The following is a 24,012-nucleotide window of genomic DNA, read 5'->3' as shown; positions in this document are numbered from 1 at the left end:
GCAATACAAAGTGACAAGTTCAGACTAGGCTTAAATAAGTGAGCAATGCAAAAACACTCTGTTTTTCATTAATTACTCTTAAATATAAGAACGATTCAGGGGGCATACTATGAGTATTTTTGACCACTATCGTCAGCGCTATGAAGAAGCTAAAGACGAAGAGCTTTCATTACAAGAATTCCTTGATATCTGTAAAGACGATCGTAGTTCTTACGTCAATGCAGCAGAGCGGCTTCTAATGGCTATTGGCGAGCCAGAAATGATAGATACCGCACAAGATCCACATCTTAGTCGCTTATTTTCAAACCGCGTAATATCACGTTATGACACCTTTAAAGATTTTTATGGCATGGAAGAAGCCATTGAGCAAATTGTGTCTTACTTAAAGCATGCGGCACAAGGGCTTGAAGAACGTAAACAGATCCTGTATTTATTAGGTCCTGTTGGTGGTGGTAAATCATCATTAGCTGAGAAACTTAAAAGTTTAATGCAAAAAGTACCTATTTATATTCTTACTGCTAATGGTGAGCGTAGTCCTGTTAATGACCATCCTTTCTGTTTGTTTGATAAACAAGAAGATGGCGGATTACTTAAAGATGAATATGGTATTCCTGGTCGCTACCTCAATAGCATTATGTCGCCATGGGCGGCCAAACGACTACATGAATTTGGTGGCGATATCACTCAATTTAAAGTGATAAAAGTTCGTCCATCTATTCTTGATCAAGTCGGTATCGCAAAAACAGAACCAGGAGATGAAAATAACCAAGATATTTCATCACTGGTCGGTAAAGTTGATATTCGCCAACTTGAGCATTTTTCACAAGATGATCCTGATGCATACAGTTATTCGGGCGCCTTATGTAAAGCAAACCAAGGCTTGATGGAGTTTGTTGAGATGTTTAAAGCACCGTTAAAAGTGCTACATCCATTATTAACAGCAACTCAAGAAGGTAACTATAACGGTACTGAAGGTCTATCAGCATTGCCTTTTGATGGCATGATTTTAGCGCACTCAAACGAATCAGAGTGGCAAACATTCCGTAATAATAAAACTAACGAAGCCTTCCTCGATCGAGTTTATATTGTAAAAGTTCCTTACTGTTTACGTGTCTCTGAAGAAATGCGTATTTACGAAAAACTATTACAAAACAGTGAGCTATCTTCTGCACCTTGCTCACCGAGTACCCTTGAAATTCTGGCACGTTTCACAGTGTTATCTCGTCTAAAAGAACCTGAAAACTCAAGTGTCTATTCAAAAATGCGGGTTTATGACGGTGAAACACTCAAAGATACCGATCCAAAAGCAAAATCATATCAAGAGTACCGTGACTATGCGGGCGTTGATGAAGGCATGAATGGATTATCAACCCGTTTCGCCTTTAAGATTTTATCACGCGTGTTTAACTTTGATCATGCTGAAGTGGCTGCGAACCCCGTTCATCTATTCTATGTGCTTGAACAACAAATTGAACGTGAACAGTTCCCGCAAGATGTCGCTGAAAAATATCTTGAGCACCTCAAAGGCTTCTTAACACCAAAGTATGTTGAGTTTATTGGTAAAGAAATTCAAACCGCCTATCTTGAATCTTATTCAGAATATGGCCAAAACATCTTTGACCGTTATGTTAGTTATGCTGACTTTTGGATTCAAGATCAAGAGTATCGCGATCCTGATACTGGTCAACTCTTTGACCGTTCAGCTCTCAATAATGAGCTGGAAAAAATTGAGAAACCAGCAGGTATCAGTAATCCCAAAGACTTCCGTAATGAAATCGTTAATTTTGTCCTTCGAGCCCGTGCTAATAATGCTGGGAAAAACCCAAATTGGACTAGTTACGAAAAATTACGCACTGTAATTGAGAAAAAAATGTTCTCTAATACAGAAGAGCTGTTACCGGTTATTTCCTTTAATGCAAAAACCTCAACAGATGAGCAGAAAAAGCATGATGATTTTGTCGCTCGAATGATGGAAAAAGGCTATACCCGTAAACAAGTTCGTTTATTGTCTGAATGGTACTTACGTGTGCGTAAGTCGTCGTAACCAACTGACAACGAGGGGGGAAGCTATGGCACATTTTATTGATCGAAGGCTCAATGGTAAAAATAAGAGCACCGTCAATCGCCAACGTTTTTTACGTCGTCATAAACAGCGAATCAAAGAGTCTATTGCTGATGCAGTAAATAAACGTTCGATTACTGATGTCGATAGTGGTGAGGATATAACCATCCCCTCTCGCGACATTAGCGAACCAATATTTCATCAAGGAAAAGGGGGGCAACGGGAGGTTGTCCACCCAGGTAATGATCAATTTAGTCCTGGCGATCGCATTGAACGTCCACCGGGTGGTGGCGGTCAAGGCGGTGCAGGAGAAGGCCAAGCAAGCCCTGATGGTGATGGCCAAGATGATTTTGTCTTCCAAATTTCAAAAGATGAATACCTTGATTTGTTATTTGAAGATTTAGAATTACCTAACTTAGAAAAAAATGCGATTAATCAACTTGTAGAATGGAAAACGTTTCGTGCTGGGTATAAATCACAAGGTGTACCATCAAATATAGCTATCGTAAAATCATTACAAAACTCACTCGCAAGACGAACAGCAATGACTGCGGGTAAACGCCGTAAAGTACGAGAATTAGAGCAAGCACTAGAGCTATTATTCACCACTGAACCGGCTCAACCATTTGAAGAAGAACGCATCAAACAAGAAATTGATGATCTACGGAAAAAGATTAACCGTACACCATTTATTGATACCTTTGATTTACGCTATAAGAACTATGAACGTCGCCCACAACCATCGAGCCAAGCGGTTATGTTTTGCTTAATGGACGTATCCGGCTCTATGGATCAAGCAACAAAAGACATCGCTAAGCGGTTTTATATATTGCTGTATTTATTTTTAAACCGCACTTATAAAAATGTTGAGGTGGTATTTATTCGCCACCACACTCAAGCAAAAGAAGTCGATGAGCATGAGTTTTTCTACTCTCAAGAAACCGGTGGCACAATAGTTTCAAGTGCATTGAAAATGATGCATGACATTGTTAAGCAACGCTATCGTCCTGAAGAGTGGAATATTTATGCGGCACAAGCATCGGATGGTGATAATTGGGCTGATGACTCCCCGGGCTGTCGTGAATTGCTTGATAAACATATACTTCCAGTAACACGTTATTACTCATACATAGAAATCACTCGTCGAGCACACCAAACATTATGGCGAGAGTATGAAGCGTTACATAGCAGTCATGAAAATTTTGCGATGCAAAATATTAAAACTGTTGAAGATATCTTCCCCGTGTTTAGGGAATTATTTAAAAAACAAGTCAGTTAAATTAACACCACTTCATGATATTAAATACAATCGGCACAGCCATAAACCTTGTGCCGATTTATACCAACTTATCAGTTACAAGTAGACAAACATGGGGAGATTGAGTGATGGCAATAATGACAACAACAAAACCACTCAGTGATGGACCAGATTGGACTTTTGATTTGCTTGAACAATATCACGTTGAAATCAAACGTGTGGCTGCACACTATCGTCTTGATACTTACCCAAATCAAATTGAAGTTATCACTGCTGAACAAATGATGGATGCCTATTCCAGTATCGGTATGCCGATCAACTACCACCACTGGTCATTTGGTAAACGCTTTATTGAAACAGAGCGAGGTTACAAACATGGCCAAATGGGATTGGCTTATGAAATTGTTATTAACTCCGATCCTTGTATCTCTTATTTAATGGAAGAAAATACCATAACCATGCAAGCCTTAGTAATGGCACATGCCTGTTATGGTCACAACTCATTCTTTAAAGGTAATTACCTCTTTAAAACATGGACTGATGCCAGTTCAATTATTGATTATCTTTTATTTGCCCGTAAATATATTACTGAGTGTGAAGAAAAATATGGCGTTGATGACGTAGAAAAGCTACTCGACTCCTGTCATGCGTTAATGAATTATGGTGTTGACCGCTATAAACGTCCTCAAAAAATCTCTTTAGTCGAAGAGACGGCACGCCAAAAAGCACGTGAAGATTACCTGCAATCTCAAGTGAATTCTCTATGGCGAACCATTCCCCAACATCAGACAAAAGAAACAGCTATTGAAGAGGAACGTTTTCCTACAGATCCGCAAGAAAATATTCTTTATTTCTTTGAAAAACATGCCCCTTTACTTGAACCATGGCAACGCGAATTAGTGCGCATAGTACGTAAGGTTAGCCAATATTTTTACCCACAAAAACAGACTCAGGTCATGAATGAAGGCTGGGCAACTTTTTGGCATTATTCGATTTTAAATCACCTGTATGATGAGGGATTAGTTACTGATCGCTTCATTATGGAGTTTCTACATAGTCATACTAATGTAGTTGCACAACCTGAATATAATAGCCCGTATTACAATGGCATTAACCCTTACGCATTAGGGTTTGCAATGTTCCAAGATATTCGCCGAATTTGTGAGCACCCAACTGATGAAGATAAATATTGGTTCCCAGATATCGCAGGTTCAAACTGGTTAGATACTTTGCATTTTGCAATGGAAAATTTTAAAGATGAGAGTTTTATTAGTCAGTTTTTATCACCGAAATTAATGCGTGATTTTAAATTGTTTGCGGTCAATGATGATGATCGTCATAACTATGTAGAGGTTAGCGCAATCCATAACGAAGAAGGCTATCGCGCTATTCGAGAGAAATTATCATCACAATATAATCTCAGTAATAATGAGCCTAATTTACAAATATGGAATGTCGATTTACGTGGCGATCGCTCACTGACATTACGTTATATTCCTCATAACCGTATTCCTCTCGCAGAGAGCCATACTGAAGTTATTAAACATTTACATCGATTATGGGGCTTTAAAGTTACCCTTGAAGAAGAATTACCTGATGGCCGAGGCAAGATTATTGCTACCTGTCCTGCCAGCACTCAATACAATACTGATATTTAATCATATTAAATAACAGCCACATAAAACAAACGGGGAGTCGGCATAATGCTGACTCCCCGTTTTAATTATCAGTAAGAACGACCAATATTACTGTTCTTCTTCGTACAAATATTTAGAAATCTTAACGCGATGGGTATACCAAATAGCGCCACTTTCTCGGCCATATTTTTTTATACGATCAGCCACTAACTCTGGTTGATGATTATCACAATATCCTTGTAAATCACCATAGAAATCAAGAGCTAATTGACATGCTTCTGGGTTCATAAAGTAATAACCACCAACGCGGGTATAAATTTTACGTAATCCATTAATTGTCAGCACATAAAGCGTATTACCTGATTTTCCTGCCATTCCTTGAAATAAACGGTAATCATAATAATTAAAAGCGCGTGCACGACAAATTTCCTCACATAACTGAGGATCATTTTTACCGTATTTATCTACGATTTTTTTTACTTCTTGCAGTAAATCTAATCGATCATCACTATTTTCAATAAACTCAGCAAAACTCTCGGAAGCTAATAATCGTTGACATGATTCAATAACATGTTGAATTAACTCGCTTGAGTTTTCTGGATTGCCTTTGACAGCATAGCGCATAAAAACACTACTGATATCCGTTCGAGCAGCCAATAAATCAGCCAATACTCGTTGAACATCCTGTCCATCTAATGTAATTAACGTATCTAAAATGCTTAAACCAGACGTCTCCATGTAATTATTTACACGAGTAGGTTTACCATGTTTAATCGTTAGCCAGCCATCTCGAGCCAAACGCTGTAAGACTTCACGTAACGTTGTTCTTGTCACGCCAATTAGCTCTGAAAGTTCACGTTCCGCAGGAAGAATAGAGCCCTGAGGAAAATGATTATTCCAGATACTTTCAATAATGTATTTCTCAGCAAACGTCGCTGGGCTATCAGCCTTAATAACCATCTAGTTCAATCCAATTCGCTTCTTGCTTATATTATTTATTAACACTCATCATACCACTAGTTGTTCAATAGCTGAAATCTAGTACGCATACCTAACATTCGGCTGATATATATGTACAAAAATAAACCAGCCATACAACTAAAATTCGTATTCGTTACATTATTTTATCCACTAGCGATATTTTGCCTTTAATCTTCTGTATATTATATCCCTTATGTCTTAGGTATCACCCTCAGTTTGTGATGAAAATGTCATGATAATTTTACATATTCGTGTCTGTGATTGACTAATCCAATTCAATCGGTAAAGTTATCATTAACAACAAACTGGGAGCAAATGAACGCTGCTGCCTGCTTTAAGTTAAATATCATCATCTGTTATTTATGGTGTTTATCTTAAAGAACTCATCACTCCTGATTATTTTTAGCATGGTGCTTTTAATTATCAGCTGATTAGTGCTTGCGGGCGACATTCGTACTATTTCGTACCTTTAAATTTGCACTAATAATAAGAGATTCAAACATGGCTATATCGCTAGGGAATGCCTTCGTAAAAAATTTTTTAGGTAAGGCACCTGACTGGTACAAGATTGCAATTATTTCTTTTCTTATCATTAACCCACTGGTTTTCTTTCTCGTTAACCCTTTTGTCGCTGGTTGGTTACTGGTCGTAGAATTTATTTTCACCCTTGCAATGGCACTAAAATGTTACCCACTTCAGCCTGGTGGTTTACTTGCCATTGAAGCTGTCGCTATTGGCATGACCAGTGCAGAACAAGTAAAACACGAGCTTGTAGCAAATATTGAAGTATTATTACTGCTCGTATTTATGGTTGCTGGTATCTACTTTATGAAGCAACTGCTGCTATTTATTTTTACGAAAATATTAATAAGCATTAAATCGAAAATTTTACTTTCGTTGGCTTTTTGTATCATGGCAGCTTTTTTATCTGCGTTTCTTGATGCGCTAACTGTTATAGCCGTGGTTATTAGCGTAACTGTTGGCTTCTACAGTATTTATCATAAAGTCGCTTCAGGACAAGATTCTACCGCTAATCACGACCATACTGATGATGATCACGTTCAAGAACTTAGTCGTGATGATCTAGAAAACTACCGAGCATTTCTACGCAGCTTATTAATGCATGCTGGTGTAGGTACAGCATTAGGTGGCGTAATGACGATGGTTGGTGAACCACAAAACCTCATCATTGCCGATCAAGCAGGGTGGCAATTCGGTGAATTTATTATTCGTATGTCTCCGGTATCAATTCCTGTTTTAATTTGTGGCCTGTGTACTTGTGTATTAATTGAGAAATTCAAAATCTGTGGTTACGGTGCGAAATTACCTGAAAATGTTCGTACCATTTTGGTTGATTTAGATAACGAAGAACGCAAACGTCGTACTAACCTTGATTACGCTAAATTTATCGTACAAGGCATTATTGCCGTTTGGCTGATTGTTGGTTTAGCAATGCACTTAGCTGCGGTTGGATTAATTGGTTTAACCGTTATTATTTTTGCAACTGCATTTACAGGTATAACTGAAGAGCATGCATTAGGAAAAGCATTTGAAGAAGCTTTACCTTTTACCGCATTATTAGCCGTATTTTTCTCAGTCGTTGCCGTTATTATTGATCAACAATTATTTACACCGATTATCAGCTGGGTATTAACACTTGAAGGTAGTTCACAATTAACCATGTTCTATGTAGCTAATGGTTTATTGTCGATGGTATCGGATAATGTTTTTGTTGGAACGGTATACATTAATGAAGTAAAAACTGCACTACTACATGGTGTCATCGATCGTAATCAATTCGATATGTTAGCCGTTGCTATCAATACAGGTACTAATTTACCATCAGTTGCGACACCTAACGGTCAAGCTGCCTTCTTATTTGTATTAACGTCTGCCCTTGCACCACTGATTCGTCTTTCTTACGGACGTATGGTGTACATGGCTTTACCTTATACTATTGTATTAACCTTTGTTGGTTTAGCGGGTATTGAACTATTGTTAGTGCCAATGACAGATTGGTTCTATAGCATGAATTGGTTAACTCAAGGCACGATGGATGCAGCAACATTAGTCCCTGCAATTGGTCATTAAAATAGCATTACCGACTTAATGACGATTTACTTATCCTCAGAGCTATGCTTGAATAACGCGCAGCAATAAGTGCCATATGTTTTCAAGGCCCTGATGTTCAGGGCTTTGTTTTATCCAGATAGTCATTAGAGAACCGATAATGCAAGTGCTTAATTCTTTTTCAAAAACACGTTTAGCTTGGTTGTTACTGCTACTATCCATTATTTTCTTTGAAAGTTCCGCGCTATTTTTCGAACATATTATGAACCTTGCACCATGTGTTATGTGTGTTTATGAACGTGTTGCGATGATGGGCATCGGGATTGCTGCATTAATTGGCTTACTTGCGCCTAAAAATGGTGTATTGCGTTGGTTAGGGTTAGCGGGCTGGGGCTATAGTGCTTATCGCGGCGTAGAATTAGCTTATCAACATGTAGGATTTCAATTTAGTCCATCGCCATTTGCTACTTGTGATTTATTCGTTCAATTTCCATCATGGGCGCCCCTTAATCATTGGGTTCCGTGGATGTTTGAAGCCTATGGTGATTGTGCCAAAGTGGTATGGACCTTCCTTGATCTTTCAATGCCACAATGGTTAGTGATCATTTTTGCTGCCAATCTTATTGTGTGGGCTGTAATGGTTATTGCACAATTTTTTGGTAATAAACGCTAAACTACCGTGTCATAAAAAATAGAATATAAAAAAGCGAAGCTCAATGCTTCGCTTTTTTGATCTCGCTATTATAGTGTCTTACCACAGCATTGCTTAAATTTCTTACCACTTTCACAAGGACATGGGTCGTTACGTCCAATCCCTTTAAAGGGGTTAATCGCCTGTGCACCTGAACCGATTTGCAATTGGTCAGCAGCCATCATCACTTCTGTTAACATTAATGGTAATTGAGCATATAACTCACTTGATACAGGAACCCCTGTCATACCCGCTTGTTCCATTAATGCTAATGTTTCAGTTTCATCCACCAGCAACATTAAGGTAGTTAATAGCGCAGACAACATTCGCATAGTGCCATCTGATACAGTTTGCTGTTCCCAGTTAGGCTCAATAAATACCCATACAGCTAAAAATCCTTGTGCAAACTCACGTAACGCATTTTGGTTACTACCATCTTGCTGCCAAACCAAGCTCTCTGGTAATTGGTATTCTCCCGCCTTAACCCTACGATATTGCATTTCAAAATGGTTAAGAATTAGCATCTTGTCAGCATCATCAACCATAACAACCGCAGCATCATCACCGCCGCCATTAATTAGAGCGGGCAACCATATTTCAGGTTCCATTGGCTTTGGATTTGCATTCGCTGCAAATAAAGCGCCTTCAATAAAAGCCGCTGACATGCCTTGCCAATGTGATGGTAACGTCATTAATGTATTCATTCGATGTCCTACTGATTAATTCTTTTGATTCACTTTAGCGGTATTATACGTCGAATCCGTGTGTTAGCTGCCATAACCACACCATTAATCACCGTTAATGACTAAAATTTGATAAAGTTAAAAGCAAATCAGATAAAAATACGTTATTTATAACTTTCGAATTACTATGATGGATGCACTTATGTCACCCTATTCGTTAAATGCGATTATAGCTGGGGCTAGCGGCTTAATCGGTACTGAGCTATTACATCAATTACTCGATCACCCGCACTTTAATTATATCTACAGCTTGGCTCGTCGCCCACTGCCTTTTCACAGTAAGAAATTACACCAAATTATAGACAGCCAATTACGTATTATCGCTTGGGAAAATGAACAACCAGTACCTGAATATGGCTTTATTTGTTTAGGTACAACCAAAAAAATAGCAGGGACTAAACAAGCACTTGAAGCGATTGATGTTGATTTAGTCAAAAGTGTTGCTATTACTATGAAAAATTTAGGAGTGAAGCATCTTATCGTCGTCTCCAGCTTAGGAGCCTCGAGCTACTCACCCGCTCATTATTTACGCTGCAAAGGTAACATGGAACAAGCATTAACAGCATTGGCGTTTGAACACTGTATTTTTGTTCGCCCAGGCCCCCTTAAAGGTGAACGTAATCACCCCCGTAAAGATGAAATAGCCCTTCAACGTATTTTTGAAACAATTCACCCTCTAATGGTTGGTCCACTGCAACACTTCACACCTATTCCAGCAGAAGATGTTGCAACAAGTATGGTAAAAATAGCCATTGCATGTGATAAGCATGACTTACCACCAATCACCGTAATTTCAGGTCATCATCTGCGGTCAAAGTAAAAACAAAGATGACAAATTCACCAACTCGCACTAGACTCTTGCCCCTTAGCGTATTTACCGAATAGAGCAAACACCCCTATGCGAGTTATTTTAGGCCCGATGGAAGGCGTATTAGATCATCTAATGCGTGAGATGCTAACCGAGATTAATGACTATGATCTTTGCGTAACTGAATTTGTACGTATCATTGATAGCCTACAACCCAATAGTGTTTTCTATCGTTTATGTCCTGAATTACATCAAGGCGGTAAAACACGCTCTGGCACGCCGGTTCGCGTCCAACTATTAGGTCAAGATCCACATTGGATGGCAGAAAATGCTCATCGTGCGTGTCACTTAGGTTCAGCAGGCATCGATATTAATTTTGGTTGTCCAGCTAAAGCGGTAAATAAGAGCCGTGGTGGCGCGGTATTACTAAAAGAGCCCGAGTTAATCTATCAAATAGTGAAAGCAACCCGTGCTGCCGTTAATCCAACTAAACCAGTAACGGCAAAAGTACGTTTAGGCTGGGATGATCCACAACAATGCTTTGAGATCGCCGATGCAATTGCACAAGCTGGCGCTGATGAAATGGTTATTCATGCTCGAACTAAAGATGATGGTTATAAAGCAGATACCATTAAATGGGATTATATTCGTCAACTTCGTCAGCATGTTACCTTACCGATAATTGCCAATGGTGAAGTATGGAGCTATGCTGATGGTCAAGCATGTTTAGCGGCAACCAACACTGATGCGTTAATGGTTTGCCGTGGCGCATTAAACTTACCTAACTTAGGTAATGTGGTTAAATATAATCAAGCGCCTATGACATGGGAGCAAGTATTAGCCCTATTATTAACTTACTCTCAATTTGAAATTAAAGGCGATAAAGGCTTATATTATCCTAACCGTGTCAAACAATGGTTTGCTTATTTACGTCATCAATATCCACAAGCAAAGTTATTATTTACCGATATTCGTTGTCTCAATAAAGCAGCGCCAATTATTGAACGCTTAGAACTCGCTCAACAGCAATTGTAATCAACCTCTTAAACTCCTTTTAGTAAGAGAATTAAAAGGAGCCAGATCTTCAAAAAGTACGTTCTATATCGTTATTTAGACATGAAATAAAAACGCCCCCGTCACATTTTTGATGACAGGGGCGTTATTTAATAACGTTAGCTATCTCTATTGAGATTATTCACTAATACGATTAGGGTGATTTAGGATGTGATCTTCCCAATCAATAACATCAATTTCATACACAATTTTATTGCGTACCGATTCATCTGCGGCATGCATTGCTTCTTTAGACCCCGTGATCAATGGATGCCACTCAGGTAAAGGTTTGCCTTCCGCAAGCAAGCGATAAGCGCAGGTTTCAGGTAACCATACAAATTCTTCAATACGCTCACGTGTTAATTTAAGACACTCTTCACCTGACTCAAAACGGTTAGCATAATCTTTGCATGAACATGTTTTGTTATCAAGTAAGCTACAAGCGACATTGGTGTAGTAAATATCATCAGTATCATCATCAATTAACTTATGTAGACAACACTTGCCACAGCCATCACAAAGTGATTCCCACTCTTGATCTGTCATTGTCGTTAAGTCTTTCTGTTGCCAAAAATGAGTCATGATACTTACACCAGTATTGTTATTTGTGCCGTTAAATACGCCACAATAAAGAATGAGCTTATCAAAAAATAAAGCAGGCGGTTTTTATAGCGATCAATACGGTAAACTGCAAATTAAAAATACCTATTAATCACTAATAACCATATAAATAATAGCTATTATCATTTAACGTAGAAATATATCGTCACTCTATAAAAAATTGTGACCGATAAAATCACTAAGTCATTTGGCTTTTAGGATTAACAATGGTAATTTGCGCAGCCGATTTGCAAAGTAGAAAGAGAGAAATAGAATGGAATGTCGTTTAGGTTGTGGTGCATGTTGTATCGCGCCAAGTATATCATCCCCTATTCCAGGAATGGCTAGCGGTAAACCTGCTGGGGTGCGCTGTGTTCAACTTAATGATGCTAATTTATGCAAATTATTTGGCAATTCTGAGCGCCCAGCGGTATGTCATAATTTTAAAGCTTGTTCTGATATTTGTGGTAATACCAATGAACAAGCCTTAATCATTATTACTGAACTAGAGCAGATAACCGAATAATCATCCTACTTGTTCATTGAAAAATGTTGTTATTCTTTAGCTGTTCCAGTGAGGATACGTAATGCACTTTTCGCTTTTTCTACCACTTGATGGCCAGAATATGTCAAATATCCTCCATCCTCTTCAGTCACAAATCCTTTCGCATGCAAACGTTGTGCTGCAGAGATAATAGCAGGACTTGCATCGCTGTGAACCTTAATGCCTTCCATATTGCTATGCATAGGGAATTTCACCAGTAGATTCATTTCATCAACGATATCGGGAGTGTATAGCATAGTCACCTCTATAATATGGAAAATCCCAGTGGGATAAATAATCTATTATTAATATTAGCGTTTGTTGGTAAGAAAACTAGGTGCAGAGATCAATATCTGAAGATCTTTCTCTCTCAAGATGAGATCCGTATCAAAAATTTGAACATCTAGCAGTCACCCAGTTTCACAATTGTATAAAAAACAAACTAAGCTATTGAGATATATAAAAAAGCCGCTTCACAAAATCATCATATTATATGAAACATTTTGCTATTAGCGGCTTTTTAACAGTAATTAATTGCAGTTATGCTTGAATACCAACAATTAACCATGGTGCATTTGGTTTGCGTAAATCACGCTCTAAATGCCATACATCATTAATGTCTTCTTCTATGCCTTCAGCGCTGTCTTTATAACGGCCACTAAATTTAATACTTAGCTGCGCCATATTAGCGTCATGATCTGCACGTACAAGTTCGGCATCAACATACATCACTTCAGTGTGTTGATCGCCCACCAGTTTTGCACGCTCTGCCGTTAAATCTGCCATTAGAGCTGGCGATACATATTCACGAATCTTTTCTAATTCGTTATGGTTCCATGCCCCTTGAATAACACGATAATGATCACGAGAACCATTTAGGAATGTATTCATATTAAAGTTTGGCGGCAAGTTAAACGGTACATCACTATCTGTTGATTCAAAACCAGATGACTGTTGCTGCGCTGCACCTTGACGGAACTGCTGCTGCTGTTGCTGTTGCTGCTGAGACTGGCGAGGAGAATTACCCGCATAAGACTCACGGTGCCCCATAGGAGTACCTTTATTAGCACGCATTGCTTTAAATAATTTAAACAATACAAAGGCAATCACACCGATGATCAGAATATCCATAAATTGGATACCATCAAATGCACCACCAAAGAAAGCAGCTAACAAACCACCAGCAAGAAGACCACCTAATAAACCACCCATTAGGCCTTTTTTCGCTGATGATGCTGCGGTAGGATTTTGTTTACGGATAGTATCAGTCTGTTGTGGTTGTTGCTTACGAACCGGAGCGGTTTTAAAGCTTTTACCAAATGACTTACCACCACCGAATTTTTTTGCTTCTGCATGTGGTGCTGTAAACGACACCGCCACAATAAGAGCAAATACGGTAAAAAAGCGTTTCATAATAATCGATATACCTTCGTCGTTGACTCTAAGCATCGTAGCTATTAGCTACAAAATGTCAATTTAATCACTCATTAAAATTGTTACTAACGTTTAACATCAACAGTGTTTATTTAAAGTAGCGTTCTAAACACATAACAATCAGACATCTAACACTAATAATATAGGCATTATATTACGTTATTTTTTATCTAAAAAAACATAAACACATTCACTGTGCATATTTATGCTAAATAAATTGATCAAACAGACCTTAAAAAGTAAAAATCCTCAGATCATTCCATATATTATCCGCAACACAGGTTTATTATTATATACTGTTTTTTATGGCGTCAATAAAAGTTAACTCTCTCAATTTACCGAGGTTACTTTTATTCATTATTATGATTTTCTCTATGGAGATAGCTATGCAAGAGAACAATACACATAGTAAATTTGTGGGTTATCTATTGTGGATTTTTGGTTTTACCGGTGCTCACCGTTTTTATTATGGTAAGCCAGTCACAGGTACAATTTGGTTTTTAACATTAGGTTTATGTGGAATAGGTTGGATAATCGACTTCTTCTTAATTCCTTCAATGAACCGTGAATCAGATTTACGTTTCACCAGTGGTGAAATTGATTACAACATTGCATGGCTACTATTGACGTTCTTGGGTGTATTTGGTGCTCACCGTATGTATATGGGGAAATGGATAACCGGTATTCTTTATCTATGTACGTTTGGTTTCTTCCTGATTGGTATTCTTATCGATTTTTGGACGCTAAATGATCAAGTATCGCTAGAAAACACAAAGAAACGAAACGCTTAGCATTTAAATTTGGTGATTCGTATTGGGGCATTATATGCTTTCGCCACTTAAGGCGGCATTAATACCTTAATACTTACATTATGGGAAAGGTATATTTCCCATAATGGCTCAGGGACGGCAATTATTAAAATAATTAAAAGATCAGTCTATTACTAGACTAATTACGACAATTGCACACAGACTTAAAGAGTATAATTTAATGGCAAGAAGAAATGATCATACCCGTGAAGAATTGGTAAATATGACACTTGAGCAAGTGAAAAATTTTCTCAGTGAACATCCACACCATGAATTGAGCTTACGTAAAGTCGCAGCAATGATTGGCTATGTTCCAAGTACTTTAGTTAATGTGTTTGGTAACTATAATCTATTACTTCTTCATGCCGTTGCTCAAACACTTGATGAATTATTTCAACAAGCTGAATTATGTGTTCGCGATTCAACGTCTTCACAACAAGCATTACGTAATCTTGCTTTCTGTTATCTCGATTTTGCTACCGCACATCCTTATCGTTGGCAGTTAATTTTCCAACACACAATGAATGGCGAAGATCTTCCTGAATGGCAAACTGATCGTATTGATAATATGACCGGTATGCTTGAAGCCCTAATTGGTCAAATTAATAGTGACATGAGCGAAAAACAAGTCCTTGAAGCAAGCCGTGTTATTTGGGCTGGTGTACATGGTATTACCCTACTGACTGTCGATGATAAATTATTCACGTCAAGCCCTGTTGATGGTAAGGCTCTAATTAATAATTTATTAGATACCTACCTCAATTCATGGCATAAATAACTTAACGAGAACAACAGAATGTCCCCTAATCCTCAGTCTAGCCTGTTAACCAAACGACGGTTTTTACCTTATTTTCTGACACAAGCTTTAGGGGCATTTAATGATAATGTGTATAAAAATATTCTGCTAATTTTTATTGCATATGCTTCAGTACACACATTACCACTTAATGCAGATCTATTAATTAATTTAGCCGCTGGATTATTTATTCTGCCCTTTTTCTTATTTTCAGCCTCTGCTGGTATTCTTGCTGATATTTATGATAAAGCAAAAATAATGCGTATAGTCAAACTGGCTGAAGTAATTATTATGTGTTGCGCAGCCATTGCCTTTATTTATCAAAGTTATCTAGCGCTATTATTTTTACTGTTTTTGATGGGTACTCAATCTGCCTTTTTTGGCCCAGCTAAATATGCCTTGTTACCACAACACCTTAAAAAAAATGAATTAATCTCAGGCAATGCTCTGGTTGAAACAGGTACTTTTCTTGCTATTTTACTGGGGACTATTATTGCAGGAGTAATAGCGAATAGTGACAATGGTCGCTATATTGCCGCTATTAGTGTGATCATTTTTGCTATTTTAGGCTATATTACCTCATTAGCGATTCCAGCGGCACCACCAAGCCAAGCTCATATCAAATTTCATTGGCGCCCATGGCAACAGACTCGCCACACCATGAAAATAGCCCAACAAGATAAAATCATTTTTCAGTGTATTATCGGTATTAGTTGGTTTTGGTTCCTTGGTGCTTGTTACCTAACCCAGTTCCCTCATTTTGCTAAAACTAATTTAGGCGGCCAAGCTTCTGCTGTTTCTTTCTTACTAACATTGTTCTCTATCGGTATCGCTATTGGCTCAATGTTATGTGATCGTATATCACAACACCGCATAGATCCCGGTATTGTTCCCATTGGTTGCTTTGGTATTAGTCTATTTGGCTTCGGGCTCTATGCCATGACACCTAGCGTTATCCCCGCAAGTGATTCAATATTAACCTTTATCACCCAACCTGTATTATGGCCTGTTTTTATCTCGCTATTATTACTTGGCGTTGCTGGCGGCATTTTTATCGTACCGTTATATACCTTAATGCAACAACGCGCTCAAGAAGATCAACGCGCTCAAATTATTGCCGCTAATAATATTTGGAATGCGGTCTTTATGGTTATCAGTGCCATTGTTGCTATTATTTGCTTATCGTTATTACACCTGTCGATTCCTCAATTTTTCTTATTATTATCAGGATTAAACGGATTAGTCTTAGTCTATATCTATTTTCAAGCTCCTGATTTTTTCTGGCGCTTTGTCGTGTGGGTTGTATCTCACACCATGTACCGCGTCCAACATCACAATCTTAATAACTTACCTCAACAAGGAGGTACATTGTTAGTTTGTAATCATGTTAGTTATATGGATGCCCTACTATTAGCAGGCGCTTGCCCTCGTCCAATTCGCTTTTTAATGGATCAACACATTTATAATCTGCCAATCATTAATACTTTTTGTCGTGCATGCAAAGCGATCCCTGTTGATTCAAATGATCGTAAATCAGTCCGCGCTGCATTTTCTCAAGTTGCGACCTATTTAGAAAATGGCGATATTGTCTGTGTTTTTCCAGAAGGTCACTTAACGCAAGATGGCGAAATCGCCCCCTTTATGCGAGGTATTGATTTAATCATTAAGCGTTCAAGTGTTGAGGTGATCCCTGTGGCTTTACAAGGATTATGGGGCAGTTATTTTAGTCGTGAGGGCGGGCATGCTTTATTAAAGCGCCCTAAACGTTTTTGGTCAAAAGTTACCATTATTGCCGGAAATTGCGTACATTCAGAAACAACTAATAGCCAATTACTACGCCAACAAGTAATAGCATTACGTGGTGATAAACGCTAGTAATAACGCCATCATTGCTCATCTGTGTGTTAACCAAATCCATCTCTATTAAACACCTACATAGTAAAAAATTGAAAATAAAAAGGCGAAGCTATTATGCTTCGCCTTTTTATTAAGATGCCTTTTATTTTAAGCTTGAGATGCTAACCATGTCGCTAAATCTAACCGTGATATTTTTACACTTTGGGTAAAACTATCGGGTAATGCAATATAACGTACTGGCCGTTTATGAGGCGCCACATGCTGTGACATATAAGTAACCAGTTCATCAATTAAATGATTATCTAGCCGTTGCACTGTGGTTAATATTGCCACCGGTCTCGCCCCGAAATCATGATCATCTATTGGCAGTACGATAGCTTGCTTCACTACCGAATGTTGTAACAATACCTGTTCAATATCTTCTGGCTGTACATTTTCACCACCAGAAATAAACATATTATCAGCACGACCTCGAATAAATAATTCATCATCATGCCATTCGCCTAAATCTTTAGTGGCAAACCAATCATCGTTATCATCACATCCTATCAATGAGAAAATAGTATGATTACGGTAATACCCTAAACAAAGCACTTTGCCTCGAACCCAAATTTCACCATCACGTAAAATCAGTTCTCGATGAGGTAAAACAGTTCCCACCCCAGCACTGCTATTGGCACGTTTAACGGTTATTGTTGATGCCATTTCTGTCATACCATAGCCACTCCAACATTCAATGCCGGCTTGTTTTGCAGCCGTAGTTAAACTAACAGGAATAGTCGCGCCACCTAATAACACTTGTTGTAACTGGTGCTGCTGTGCATATTCAGAATCAAGAAAGCGTTGTAACTGTGTCGGAACCAATGAAGCATGACTAACCCATTGCAGTGCCTGTTGCTGTAATTGTGGCTCTACCACCACAATTCTTGCACCACGATATAGCCATCGCCACACAATCGCTAATCCCGAGATATGAAATAACGGTAACGACAACAACCAACTATCATCAGCAGTAAAAGTCATGTGCTTGAACAGCCCACTCGCACTGGCTAAATGGGATTGTGCATGGTGAACAACCGCTTTAGGTAAACCTGTCGAGCCAGAGGTTAGTGTCAACGAAATGGGACGATGCTCTTGCCACATCACCGGAATAATACGCTCAGACGTTATCTCTGGGGTCAGCGATAACGTCTGCTTCGACAAGGATTGCGCCATATCAATATCTGGACACCAAATATGATCATTATCTAATGCGGTTAATTGCTCAATTAATGCCTTCGCTGGCAACTTAGGATTGAGACCAACATAACGAGCACCAACACGAATAATCGCTAATAGTAGCCATAATACATCGATACTATTTGGCGCAACCACCGCAACTAATTGATCTCGCTTCACCCCTTGAGCAACCAAGCATTGAGCATATTTTTCAATATTGGCTGTAACTTCAATCCAATTCCACGTAACAGCCCCTGCCTTTACATCACCTAATGAAATCGCAATTTCAGTTGGTCGTTGCTCTGCCCAATATTGCCAAGGCCACTTGTTAAATTTTGCTTTTATTTGTGCCATACCATGTCTAATTCAGATAGAGGGATCACCGGTAATTCACAACCCGGCCATGACTGCATCAATTGCACTTGAAATAGCTGCATTGTATCTAACCCAGGAATGACGCTTGGCGTTTGCCATTGGGCTAAACGCGCTAATTGATTTAAGCCCAAGCTTGATTCAATGCTAGAACTAATCACCGCGGTAAGTCCCACAGCATGTGCTTGCTCGATTAATGCAATACAACGTTCAAGTGAGCCAATTAATGTTGGTTTAATGATAATCGCAGCAACACCTTGTTCTGCTTTCACTTCAAATCCAGCATCTCGCACGGTTTCATCCCAAGCAATATTGATCCCTGTTTGTTGTGCAAACGCTAAACTGTCACTCGGTAAACGACAAGGTTCTTCTAAAAAGGCAATGCCAGCGCGATGTTCAGGCTTAACATATTTAGCAAATTGTTGTGCTTTTAATGGCGTCCATTGGCGATTAGCATCAAGCCGTAATTGCATATCGGGAATGGCTTCAAGTAGCATATTTGCCACAATACCATCACGTACCGCTTCATACATGCCAACTTTAATCTTAGCCACTTTATCGCCAGGCATCTGATTTAATCGTTCCACTAAATCATCAGGATCTCCTGAACATAATGGTGCGACTAAATAATTACCTGTTACAGGAAATTCAGCGGCTAACTCAGCGATAGCACAACTAATACCAAAAGCCACAGATGGATAAGCTGACTCAAGATCAAGCATTTCACCTGCAACCCATTGTGACAGTAACTGTTGTGCTTGCTCTCCTGCCTCAGCGACATTCTCAACACTAAATTCAGGTAATGGCGCAATTTCACCATAAGCTAATTGTTGATCTTGGCACAACTCAACCACCCAACCTTCACGCGTAACCAAACGCTGATCTCGTAAAATAACGCCAGAATCCATTGGAAGTTGGTATTGAAATAACTTAGCGCTGCGCATTACATTTCCTTATATTATGTCAGAGTATATTTGACAAACATTTTAGCTAGAATACAGAGTATCTATTGGTTTTATAAAGAGATTATTAACTAATAAACGTCAATAATGCCGTTGTAAAAGCAACAGGTTGTTCAATGTGTATATTATGACCAGCATCATCAATAACCGTCACGGCTAAACCGCACGCCGAGGCTAAGTGATGAAACTTGGTATCACGCCCACCACAAAGATAATGGATTGGTACTGAAAGCTGTTGTAACTGAGGTAATAATTGCGGCTGTTTAGCCAGTGAGGTCGCTAACATCATCTTTGCTATTCCAGAGCCTAAATTATCACTCCGTTTAGCAACCAAAACTTGTCGCTGAGCTGATGTCAATGACGCAAAAACAGGTTGTTGATACCAATCTTGTAACACACCGATTAATGGCTGTTGAGCAAATCGAGCCGCCCAATGTTGGTCATGTTGATAACGTGGCTCTCGCTCAACAGCTGGTAATCCAAAATGCCCACCTTCAAGCAACACCTTGACTAATCGTGGTAAATGCGAAGATACCGGATTAGCGGCTAATGCACAGGCATGATACATCGCTAATCGTGCTCCCATCGAATAACCAATGAGTACATAATCATTAACACCACGATGAGCTAATGTTGCTATCAATGCATGATGGATAGCATCGAAACCACCTTCACGCGCCACTGTTGTCATTTCTGTATCAACAAACGCACTTAGCCCATGGCCCGGTAAATCGATAGTAATACATTGCTGAGTGGCAGCAAGCTGACTAATAACATAACGCCAATCGTGACCACTCCCCAATAAACCATGTAGAAAAACCAATGTTGGTTGCTTGGTATTGGCTTTAACGCCAAAGGTTTCAGAATAAAGTAGCATGCTCAACCTCTGCAAATAATGCTTTTAACATTGCTCCAGCTTCACCTGCAGGTGTCCTAATTTCAACAAGGGTTGTTCCTACTTTTAATTGACCATCACGAATAGCGTCTTCAGCCGCACTTAATGATGTAGGGGCGCAATACTGTAAACCAAACATCGCTGCCGCATGGCTAAATTCAAACCCATGTGGCATACGATAGAAATCATCTTTTTGTTGATCAGGAACAGGCAACATATCAAAAATACCACCGCCATCATTATTGGTAACAATAACGACAATGGGATATTGCTGTTGATTTAATAATGCCAATGAATTGAGATCATAAAGTAACGAGGTATCACCGATCAAACACACTAAAGATGATTTACGTGCTCGCTGTACACCCGCAGTTGTTGCAATTAAGCCATCAATGCCCGATGCACCACGGTTCGCAAATGTCGCGGTTAACGGTAATTTAGCGCACATATCTAACAATCGAACAATCATGCTATTACCCAAAAACAATTCTGTTTCAGGGGCTATCCATTGCATGACTTGTGCCGCTAAACCCAATTCAGAAAAACGATTAGCGTGAGCTGCAACAATATCAAAATAGCACTGCGATGCTTCAACTAACGGTAGAGCCCATTGTGAATGGAGTGAATCGGTTGTTAATGCCATAGCCGCTTGCGCCCACGCTTCAATATTTGCTTGAATACGTTGGCTACGACGATGACTGGAATCTAATCGCCCAGCTAATGGATCAATTAATAAAAAAGAGTGCCATGTCTGATGACTGATTAGCTGCAATAAACGTTTAGAAACTAACCGTCCACCAAACTGTAATAATACCTGTGCTTGTTGAAGATAATCATGACAAGCGATGTTTTGTAACCACCCATCAAAACCAGCATAATCACTACTACCACCTGCTTGTGGATCCACCAGCAATGGCCATCCTAATGTTGCCGCTAATTGCTGTACTGCTTTAAGTTCATTAGCAGCAAGTCGACCTGCAACAATAACCCCTTTTTGAGTGCACAATGTTTGCCACTGATTATGATCAATTGTCACCGTTGTTAATGACGGCAAAGCTTGATGCTGACAATAAGGGATCGTATCCTGCTGCCATTGAGCAACAGGCATAAGATACTCATAAAAATCAACATCATCACCATATAAAGGTTCTGGATAATGACAATTAAAATGTACTGAACCACCACGCAATTGTTGCTGCTGCATCACATCATCAATAGCACACAATAACCAATTAGGACTAATATCCAAACTTGGACTTGGTATATCTAAAAAGTGACTCACATGATCAGAAAAGATTCCATGCTGACGAATCGCTTGGTTAGCACCACATTGAATTAACTCAGCAGGTCGATCGGATGTTAGCAACACCAACTTTTCACCCGTTAGCCCAGTTTCAGCAACGGCAGGTAATAAATTCGCCACTGCCGTACCCGATGTCACTATAACGGCCACTGGAGATTGAGATGCTTTAGCTAAACCTAAAGCTAAAAAACCCAAACCTCGCTCATCAAAATGCGTATGAATCGTCAATTGTGTTAGTTTTGCTGCAGCCAACGTCAATGGTGTCGAACGAGATCCTGGTGCAATGCAAACATGTTGCACTCCCAATCTCATTAACTCTTCAAGCATTAAACCTGCCCAGCAACCATTTAATGCCGCCCGGTATGATTGGCTGGTTGTTAATGATGGCTGTGTCATGCGCTTTTATATTCCATCTTATCAATACTCTTACCGTCATCAGAACAAGGTTGTTCAAACAAACTGCATAAAGTTGAGGTTTTACGATCAAGCTCTTTCCATTCACTATCCGCGACAGATCCAGGAACAATTCCCGCTCCCGCAAACAAATGTAAATCATCACCGCTGATCATTGCACTACGGATTGCCACACAAAACTCACTGTGCTTTTTACCAATATAACCAACAGCACCGCTATACCAACCACGGGCAAACGGTTCATGCTCAGCAATAAAGTTTAGTGCAGCATCACGAGGTAAACCGGCAATAGCCGCTGTCGGTTGTAAACTATCCAGTAAATTAGCACTAAACACCGCATCATTGAGTTGACCGTCAATACTGCGCTTTAAATGCTGTACTTTACGTAACTTCACCAATTCAGGTACTGGAGAAACATTCATTGATTCACATTGTGGTACTAAACGCCCCACAATATCGTCCACCACTAACCGATTTTCATAGCGGTTTTTAGTGTCAGCTAATAGCCATTGTGCTAATTGTTGATCTTCTTGGCTATCAGCACCACGCCCAATCGTGCCAGCGAGCGCTTCAGTCTGTAAAGCGCGATCATGACGTTGAAATAAACGTTCAGGTGTTGATCCAACAAAACAATGTTCAGCATCCAGTGCCATCAAAAAATGAAAACTATTGCTATTGCTAGCACGACTCGCTTTGAGTAATTGCGCAGGTAATACTGGATGATCAAGCTGCAATGTTGTCCGTCGAGCCAACACTACCTTTTCAAATTCATCATTTGCAATGCCTGCTAATGCTTGTTCAATCATGGTTGACCAACCAACAAAATCAGGGCTATAACTACGACTTAAAATACGGCTATCAATGTCAGTAACTACCTCTGGATCAGTAGCTATTTTTTGTAACATCGCTAACATTCGAGATTTATCATCACACATGTTGGCAGCAAGATGCCATTCACCATCAAAATGAATAATTTCAAGTAATGGCAAAAAGAAAAAGGAAGAAAGGCAACGGCGATTGCGATCAGTATGACCATCAAAAGAACGCCCACCCCAAACACGCTGATCATCAGTAATCACTTGTTCAGCAATTAGCGGATCGGTAAACGTTTTGATCTGCCCCAAAGCAACCACTTCTTCACGACAATCTCGAGATTGCCAATAAAATTTGGGAAATAAAGATTGAGCATCCATCCAATCAATTAAATCAGTATTTGCAGGCAGCTCTAATTTTACTACTAATCGTTGAGTTGTTACTGATGCTTGTTTAATGTTAGCAATCAGTAATGCAACAGCTTGTTGTAACGCAGTCAAGATAACCTCGCTCAGCTAAATATCACCAATACGGCTCATCCCTGGCTGAAAGATAAAAATATGCCAATCATGGACATACTTGGTTCTTTGCTAAAATAGTCATTATTTCAATGATCATCTAACAAGACAAACCATTGATTATCAGCAAAGAAGAATGATCTGAGTATTCTACCTCACTAGATAGCATCTGAC

The 24,012-nt window shown here is 39.2% G+C and carries 21 protein-coding genes; 11 read left to right on the top strand and 10 right to left on the bottom strand.

Going from position 1 to position 24,012, the window contains the following annotated elements:
* The first annotated feature begins 109 nt into the window (after positions 1-109).
* From OC457_RS04390 to OC457_RS04380, 3 genes are all read left to right on the top strand, one after another.
* The gene (locus tag OC457_RS04390) at positions 110-2,044 is read left to right on the top strand and encodes a PrkA family serine protein kinase (RefSeq protein ID WP_080173447.1); all 1,935 of its coding nucleotides are present in this window, start codon (positions 110-112) and stop codon (positions 2,042-2,044) included.
* 25 nt (positions 2,045-2,069) lie between these two features.
* Complete coding sequence (locus tag OC457_RS04385) at positions 2,070-3,341, top strand: YeaH/YhbH family protein (protein ID WP_080173446.1); 1,272 nt, start codon at positions 2,070-2,072, stop codon at positions 3,339-3,341.
* A gap of 107 nt (positions 3,342-3,448) precedes the next feature.
* Positions 3,449-4,978, top strand: a complete 1,530-nt coding sequence (locus OC457_RS04380; RefSeq protein WP_080173445.1) for a SpoVR family protein — start codon at positions 3,449-3,451, stop codon at positions 4,976-4,978.
* An 87-nt stretch (positions 4,979-5,065) separates the two neighbouring features.
* On the opposite strand, the gene fadR is transcribed toward OC457_RS04380, so the two are convergent.
* Entirely contained in the window at positions 5,066-5,917 is an 852-nt protein-coding gene (fadR, locus tag OC457_RS04375) for a fatty acid metabolism transcriptional regulator FadR (RefSeq protein WP_080173444.1), read from the bottom strand.
* A gap of 522 nt (positions 5,918-6,439) precedes the next feature.
* On the opposite strand from fadR, the gene nhaB reads away from it, so the two are divergent.
* A complete protein-coding gene (nhaB, locus tag OC457_RS04370; protein WP_080173443.1) occupies positions 6,440-8,029 on the top strand; it encodes a Na(+)/H(+) antiporter NhaB in 1,590 nt (529 codons plus the stop codon).
* A gap of 139 nt (positions 8,030-8,168) precedes the next feature.
* Complete coding sequence (gene dsbB / locus OC457_RS04365) at positions 8,169-8,681, top strand: disulfide bond formation protein DsbB (RefSeq protein WP_080173442.1); 513 nt, start codon at positions 8,169-8,171, stop codon at positions 8,679-8,681.
* 68 nt (positions 8,682-8,749) lie between these two features.
* Here dsbB and OC457_RS04360 read toward each other — a convergent pair whose 3' ends face one another.
* Entirely contained in the window at positions 8,750-9,403 is a 654-nt protein-coding gene (locus OC457_RS04360; protein WP_080173441.1) for an SEC-C metal-binding domain-containing protein, read from the bottom strand.
* 181 nt (positions 9,404-9,584) lie between these two features.
* On the opposite strand from OC457_RS04360, the gene OC457_RS04355 reads away from it, so the two are divergent.
* Entirely contained in the window at positions 9,585-10,262 is a 678-nt protein-coding gene (locus OC457_RS04355; RefSeq protein ID WP_080173440.1) for an NAD-dependent epimerase/dehydratase family protein, read from the top strand.
* 78 nt (positions 10,263-10,340) lie between these two features.
* Complete coding sequence (dusC, locus tag OC457_RS04350; RefSeq protein WP_080173439.1) at positions 10,341-11,285, top strand: tRNA dihydrouridine(16) synthase DusC; 945 nt, start codon at positions 10,341-10,343, stop codon at positions 11,283-11,285.
* Positions 11,286-11,441: 156 nt separating this feature from the next.
* Here dusC and OC457_RS04345 read toward each other — a convergent pair whose 3' ends face one another.
* Positions 11,442-11,885, bottom strand: a complete 444-nt coding sequence (locus OC457_RS04345) for a YcgN family cysteine cluster protein (protein ID WP_080173438.1) — start codon at positions 11,883-11,885, stop codon at positions 11,442-11,444.
* Positions 11,886-12,177: 292 nt separating this feature from the next.
* On the opposite strand from OC457_RS04345, the gene OC457_RS04340 reads away from it, so the two are divergent.
* On the top strand, positions 12,178-12,429 hold the full coding sequence (locus tag OC457_RS04340) for a YkgJ family cysteine cluster protein (RefSeq protein ID WP_080173437.1): 252 nt from the start codon (positions 12,178-12,180) through the stop codon (positions 12,427-12,429).
* Between the two features lie 29 nt (positions 12,430-12,458).
* On the opposite strand, the gene OC457_RS04335 is transcribed toward OC457_RS04340, so the two are convergent.
* Both OC457_RS04335 and OC457_RS04330 read right to left on the bottom strand, forming a co-directional pair.
* Positions 12,459-12,704 (bottom strand): TIGR02647 family protein, encoded by a 246-nt coding sequence (locus tag OC457_RS04335; protein WP_080173436.1) that lies wholly within the window; start codon positions 12,702-12,704, stop codon positions 12,459-12,461.
* A 283-nt stretch (positions 12,705-12,987) separates the two neighbouring features.
* Positions 12,988-13,860, bottom strand: a complete 873-nt coding sequence (locus OC457_RS04330; RefSeq protein WP_080173435.1) for a Tim44 domain-containing protein — start codon at positions 13,858-13,860, stop codon at positions 12,988-12,990.
* Between the two features lie 407 nt (positions 13,861-14,267).
* On the opposite strand from OC457_RS04330, the gene OC457_RS04325 reads away from it, so the two are divergent.
* The 3 genes from OC457_RS04325 to OC457_RS04315 all read left to right on the top strand — a co-directional run bounded on the left by OC457_RS04325 (position 14,268) and on the right by OC457_RS04315 (position 17,361).
* Entirely contained in the window at positions 14,268-14,672 is a 405-nt protein-coding gene (locus tag OC457_RS04325; protein ID WP_080173434.1) for an NINE protein, read from the top strand.
* Between the two features lie 199 nt (positions 14,673-14,871).
* Complete coding sequence (locus OC457_RS04320; RefSeq protein ID WP_080173433.1) at positions 14,872-15,468, top strand: TetR/AcrR family transcriptional regulator; 597 nt, start codon at positions 14,872-14,874, stop codon at positions 15,466-15,468.
* 18 nt (positions 15,469-15,486) lie between these two features.
* Positions 15,487-17,361, top strand: a complete 1,875-nt coding sequence (locus tag OC457_RS04315) for an MFS transporter (protein WP_080173432.1) — start codon at positions 15,487-15,489, stop codon at positions 17,359-17,361.
* 129 nt (positions 17,362-17,490) lie between these two features.
* Here OC457_RS04315 and menE read toward each other — a convergent pair whose 3' ends face one another.
* The 5 genes from menE to OC457_RS04290 form a co-directional block, all read right to left on the bottom strand.
* Positions 17,491-18,915 (bottom strand): o-succinylbenzoate--CoA ligase, encoded by a 1,425-nt coding sequence (gene menE / locus OC457_RS04310; RefSeq protein ID WP_080173431.1) that lies wholly within the window; start codon positions 18,913-18,915, stop codon positions 17,491-17,493.
* Entirely contained in the window at positions 18,903-19,877 is a 975-nt protein-coding gene (menC, locus tag OC457_RS04305) for an o-succinylbenzoate synthase (RefSeq protein WP_080173430.1), read from the bottom strand. The genes menE and menC overlap by 13 nt, the downstream gene beginning before the upstream one ends.
* Positions 19,878-19,962: 85 nt before the next feature.
* Positions 19,963-20,772, bottom strand: a complete 810-nt coding sequence (gene menH / locus OC457_RS04300) for a 2-succinyl-6-hydroxy-2,4-cyclohexadiene-1-carboxylate synthase (RefSeq protein WP_080173429.1) — start codon at positions 20,770-20,772, stop codon at positions 19,963-19,965.
* The gene (gene menD / locus OC457_RS04295) at positions 20,756-22,489 is read right to left on the bottom strand and encodes a 2-succinyl-5-enolpyruvyl-6-hydroxy-3-cyclohexene-1-carboxylic-acid synthase (RefSeq protein WP_080173428.1); all 1,734 of its coding nucleotides are present in this window, start codon (positions 22,487-22,489) and stop codon (positions 20,756-20,758) included. Before menD ends, menH begins: the two co-directional genes overlap by 17 nt.
* Entirely contained in the window at positions 22,486-23,820 is a 1,335-nt protein-coding gene (locus tag OC457_RS04290) for an isochorismate synthase (RefSeq protein WP_080173427.1), read from the bottom strand. Before OC457_RS04290 ends, menD begins: the two co-directional genes overlap by 4 nt.
* Positions 23,821-24,012: the final 192 nt, after the last annotated feature.

The sequence above is a fragment of the Photobacterium toruni genome (genome assembly GCF_024529955.1).
In the GTDB taxonomy this organism is placed as follows: domain Bacteria; phylum Pseudomonadota; class Gammaproteobacteria; order Enterobacterales; family Vibrionaceae; genus Photobacterium; species Photobacterium toruni.
Note: the sequence above shows the minus strand (reverse complement) of the source record. Positions and strands in the feature narration are given on the sequence as shown.

What these genes read in the sequence shown, in the direction of transcription:
- OC457_RS04345 (WP_080173438.1), bottom strand. Translation starts at nt 11,885, where the DNA reads ATGACTCATTTTTGGCAACAGAAAGACTTAACGACAATGACAGATCAA.
- OC457_RS04355 (WP_080173440.1), top strand. Translation starts at nt 9,585, where the DNA reads ATGTCACCCTATTCGTTAAATGCGATTATAGCTGGGGCTAGCGGCTTA.
- OC457_RS04360 (WP_080173441.1), bottom strand. Translation starts at nt 9,403, where the DNA reads ATGAATACATTAATGACGTTACCATCACATTGGCAAGGCATGTCAGCG.
- OC457_RS04340 (WP_080173437.1), top strand. Translation starts at nt 12,178, where the DNA reads ATGGAATGTCGTTTAGGTTGTGGTGCATGTTGTATCGCGCCAAGTATA.
- OC457_RS04390 (WP_080173447.1), top strand. Translation starts at nt 110, where the DNA reads ATGAGTATTTTTGACCACTATCGTCAGCGCTATGAAGAAGCTAAAGAC.
- OC457_RS04380 (WP_080173445.1), top strand. Translation starts at nt 3,449, where the DNA reads ATGGCAATAATGACAACAACAAAACCACTCAGTGATGGACCAGATTGG.
- OC457_RS04330 (WP_080173435.1), bottom strand. Translation starts at nt 13,860, where the DNA reads ATGAAACGCTTTTTTACCGTATTTGCTCTTATTGTGGCGGTGTCGTTT.
- menH (WP_080173429.1), bottom strand. Translation starts at nt 20,772, where the DNA reads ATGCTACTTTATTCTGAAACCTTTGGCGTTAAAGCCAATACCAAGCAA.
- OC457_RS04320 (WP_080173433.1), top strand. Translation starts at nt 14,872, where the DNA reads ATGGCAAGAAGAAATGATCATACCCGTGAAGAATTGGTAAATATGACA.
- dsbB (WP_080173442.1), top strand. Translation starts at nt 8,169, where the DNA reads ATGCAAGTGCTTAATTCTTTTTCAAAAACACGTTTAGCTTGGTTGTTA.
- OC457_RS04325 (WP_080173434.1), top strand. Translation starts at nt 14,268, where the DNA reads ATGCAAGAGAACAATACACATAGTAAATTTGTGGGTTATCTATTGTGG.
- menD (WP_080173428.1), bottom strand. Translation starts at nt 22,489, where the DNA reads ATGACACAGCCATCATTAACAACCAGCCAATCATACCGGGCGGCATTA.
- menE (WP_080173431.1), bottom strand. Translation starts at nt 18,915, where the DNA reads ATGGCACAAATAAAAGCAAAATTTAACAAGTGGCCTTGGCAATATTGG.
- dusC (WP_080173439.1), top strand. Translation starts at nt 10,341, where the DNA reads ATGCGAGTTATTTTAGGCCCGATGGAAGGCGTATTAGATCATCTAATG.
- fadR (WP_080173444.1), bottom strand. Translation starts at nt 5,917, where the DNA reads ATGGTTATTAAGGCTGATAGCCCAGCGACGTTTGCTGAGAAATACATT.
- OC457_RS04315 (WP_080173432.1), top strand. Translation starts at nt 15,487, where the DNA reads ATGTCCCCTAATCCTCAGTCTAGCCTGTTAACCAAACGACGGTTTTTA.
- OC457_RS04385 (WP_080173446.1), top strand. Translation starts at nt 2,070, where the DNA reads ATGGCACATTTTATTGATCGAAGGCTCAATGGTAAAAATAAGAGCACC.
- nhaB (WP_080173443.1), top strand. Translation starts at nt 6,440, where the DNA reads ATGGCTATATCGCTAGGGAATGCCTTCGTAAAAAATTTTTTAGGTAAG.
- OC457_RS04335 (WP_080173436.1), bottom strand. Translation starts at nt 12,704, where the DNA reads ATGCTATACACTCCCGATATCGTTGATGAAATGAATCTACTGGTGAAA.
- menC (WP_080173430.1), bottom strand. Translation starts at nt 19,877, where the DNA reads ATGCGCAGCGCTAAGTTATTTCAATACCAACTTCCAATGGATTCTGGC.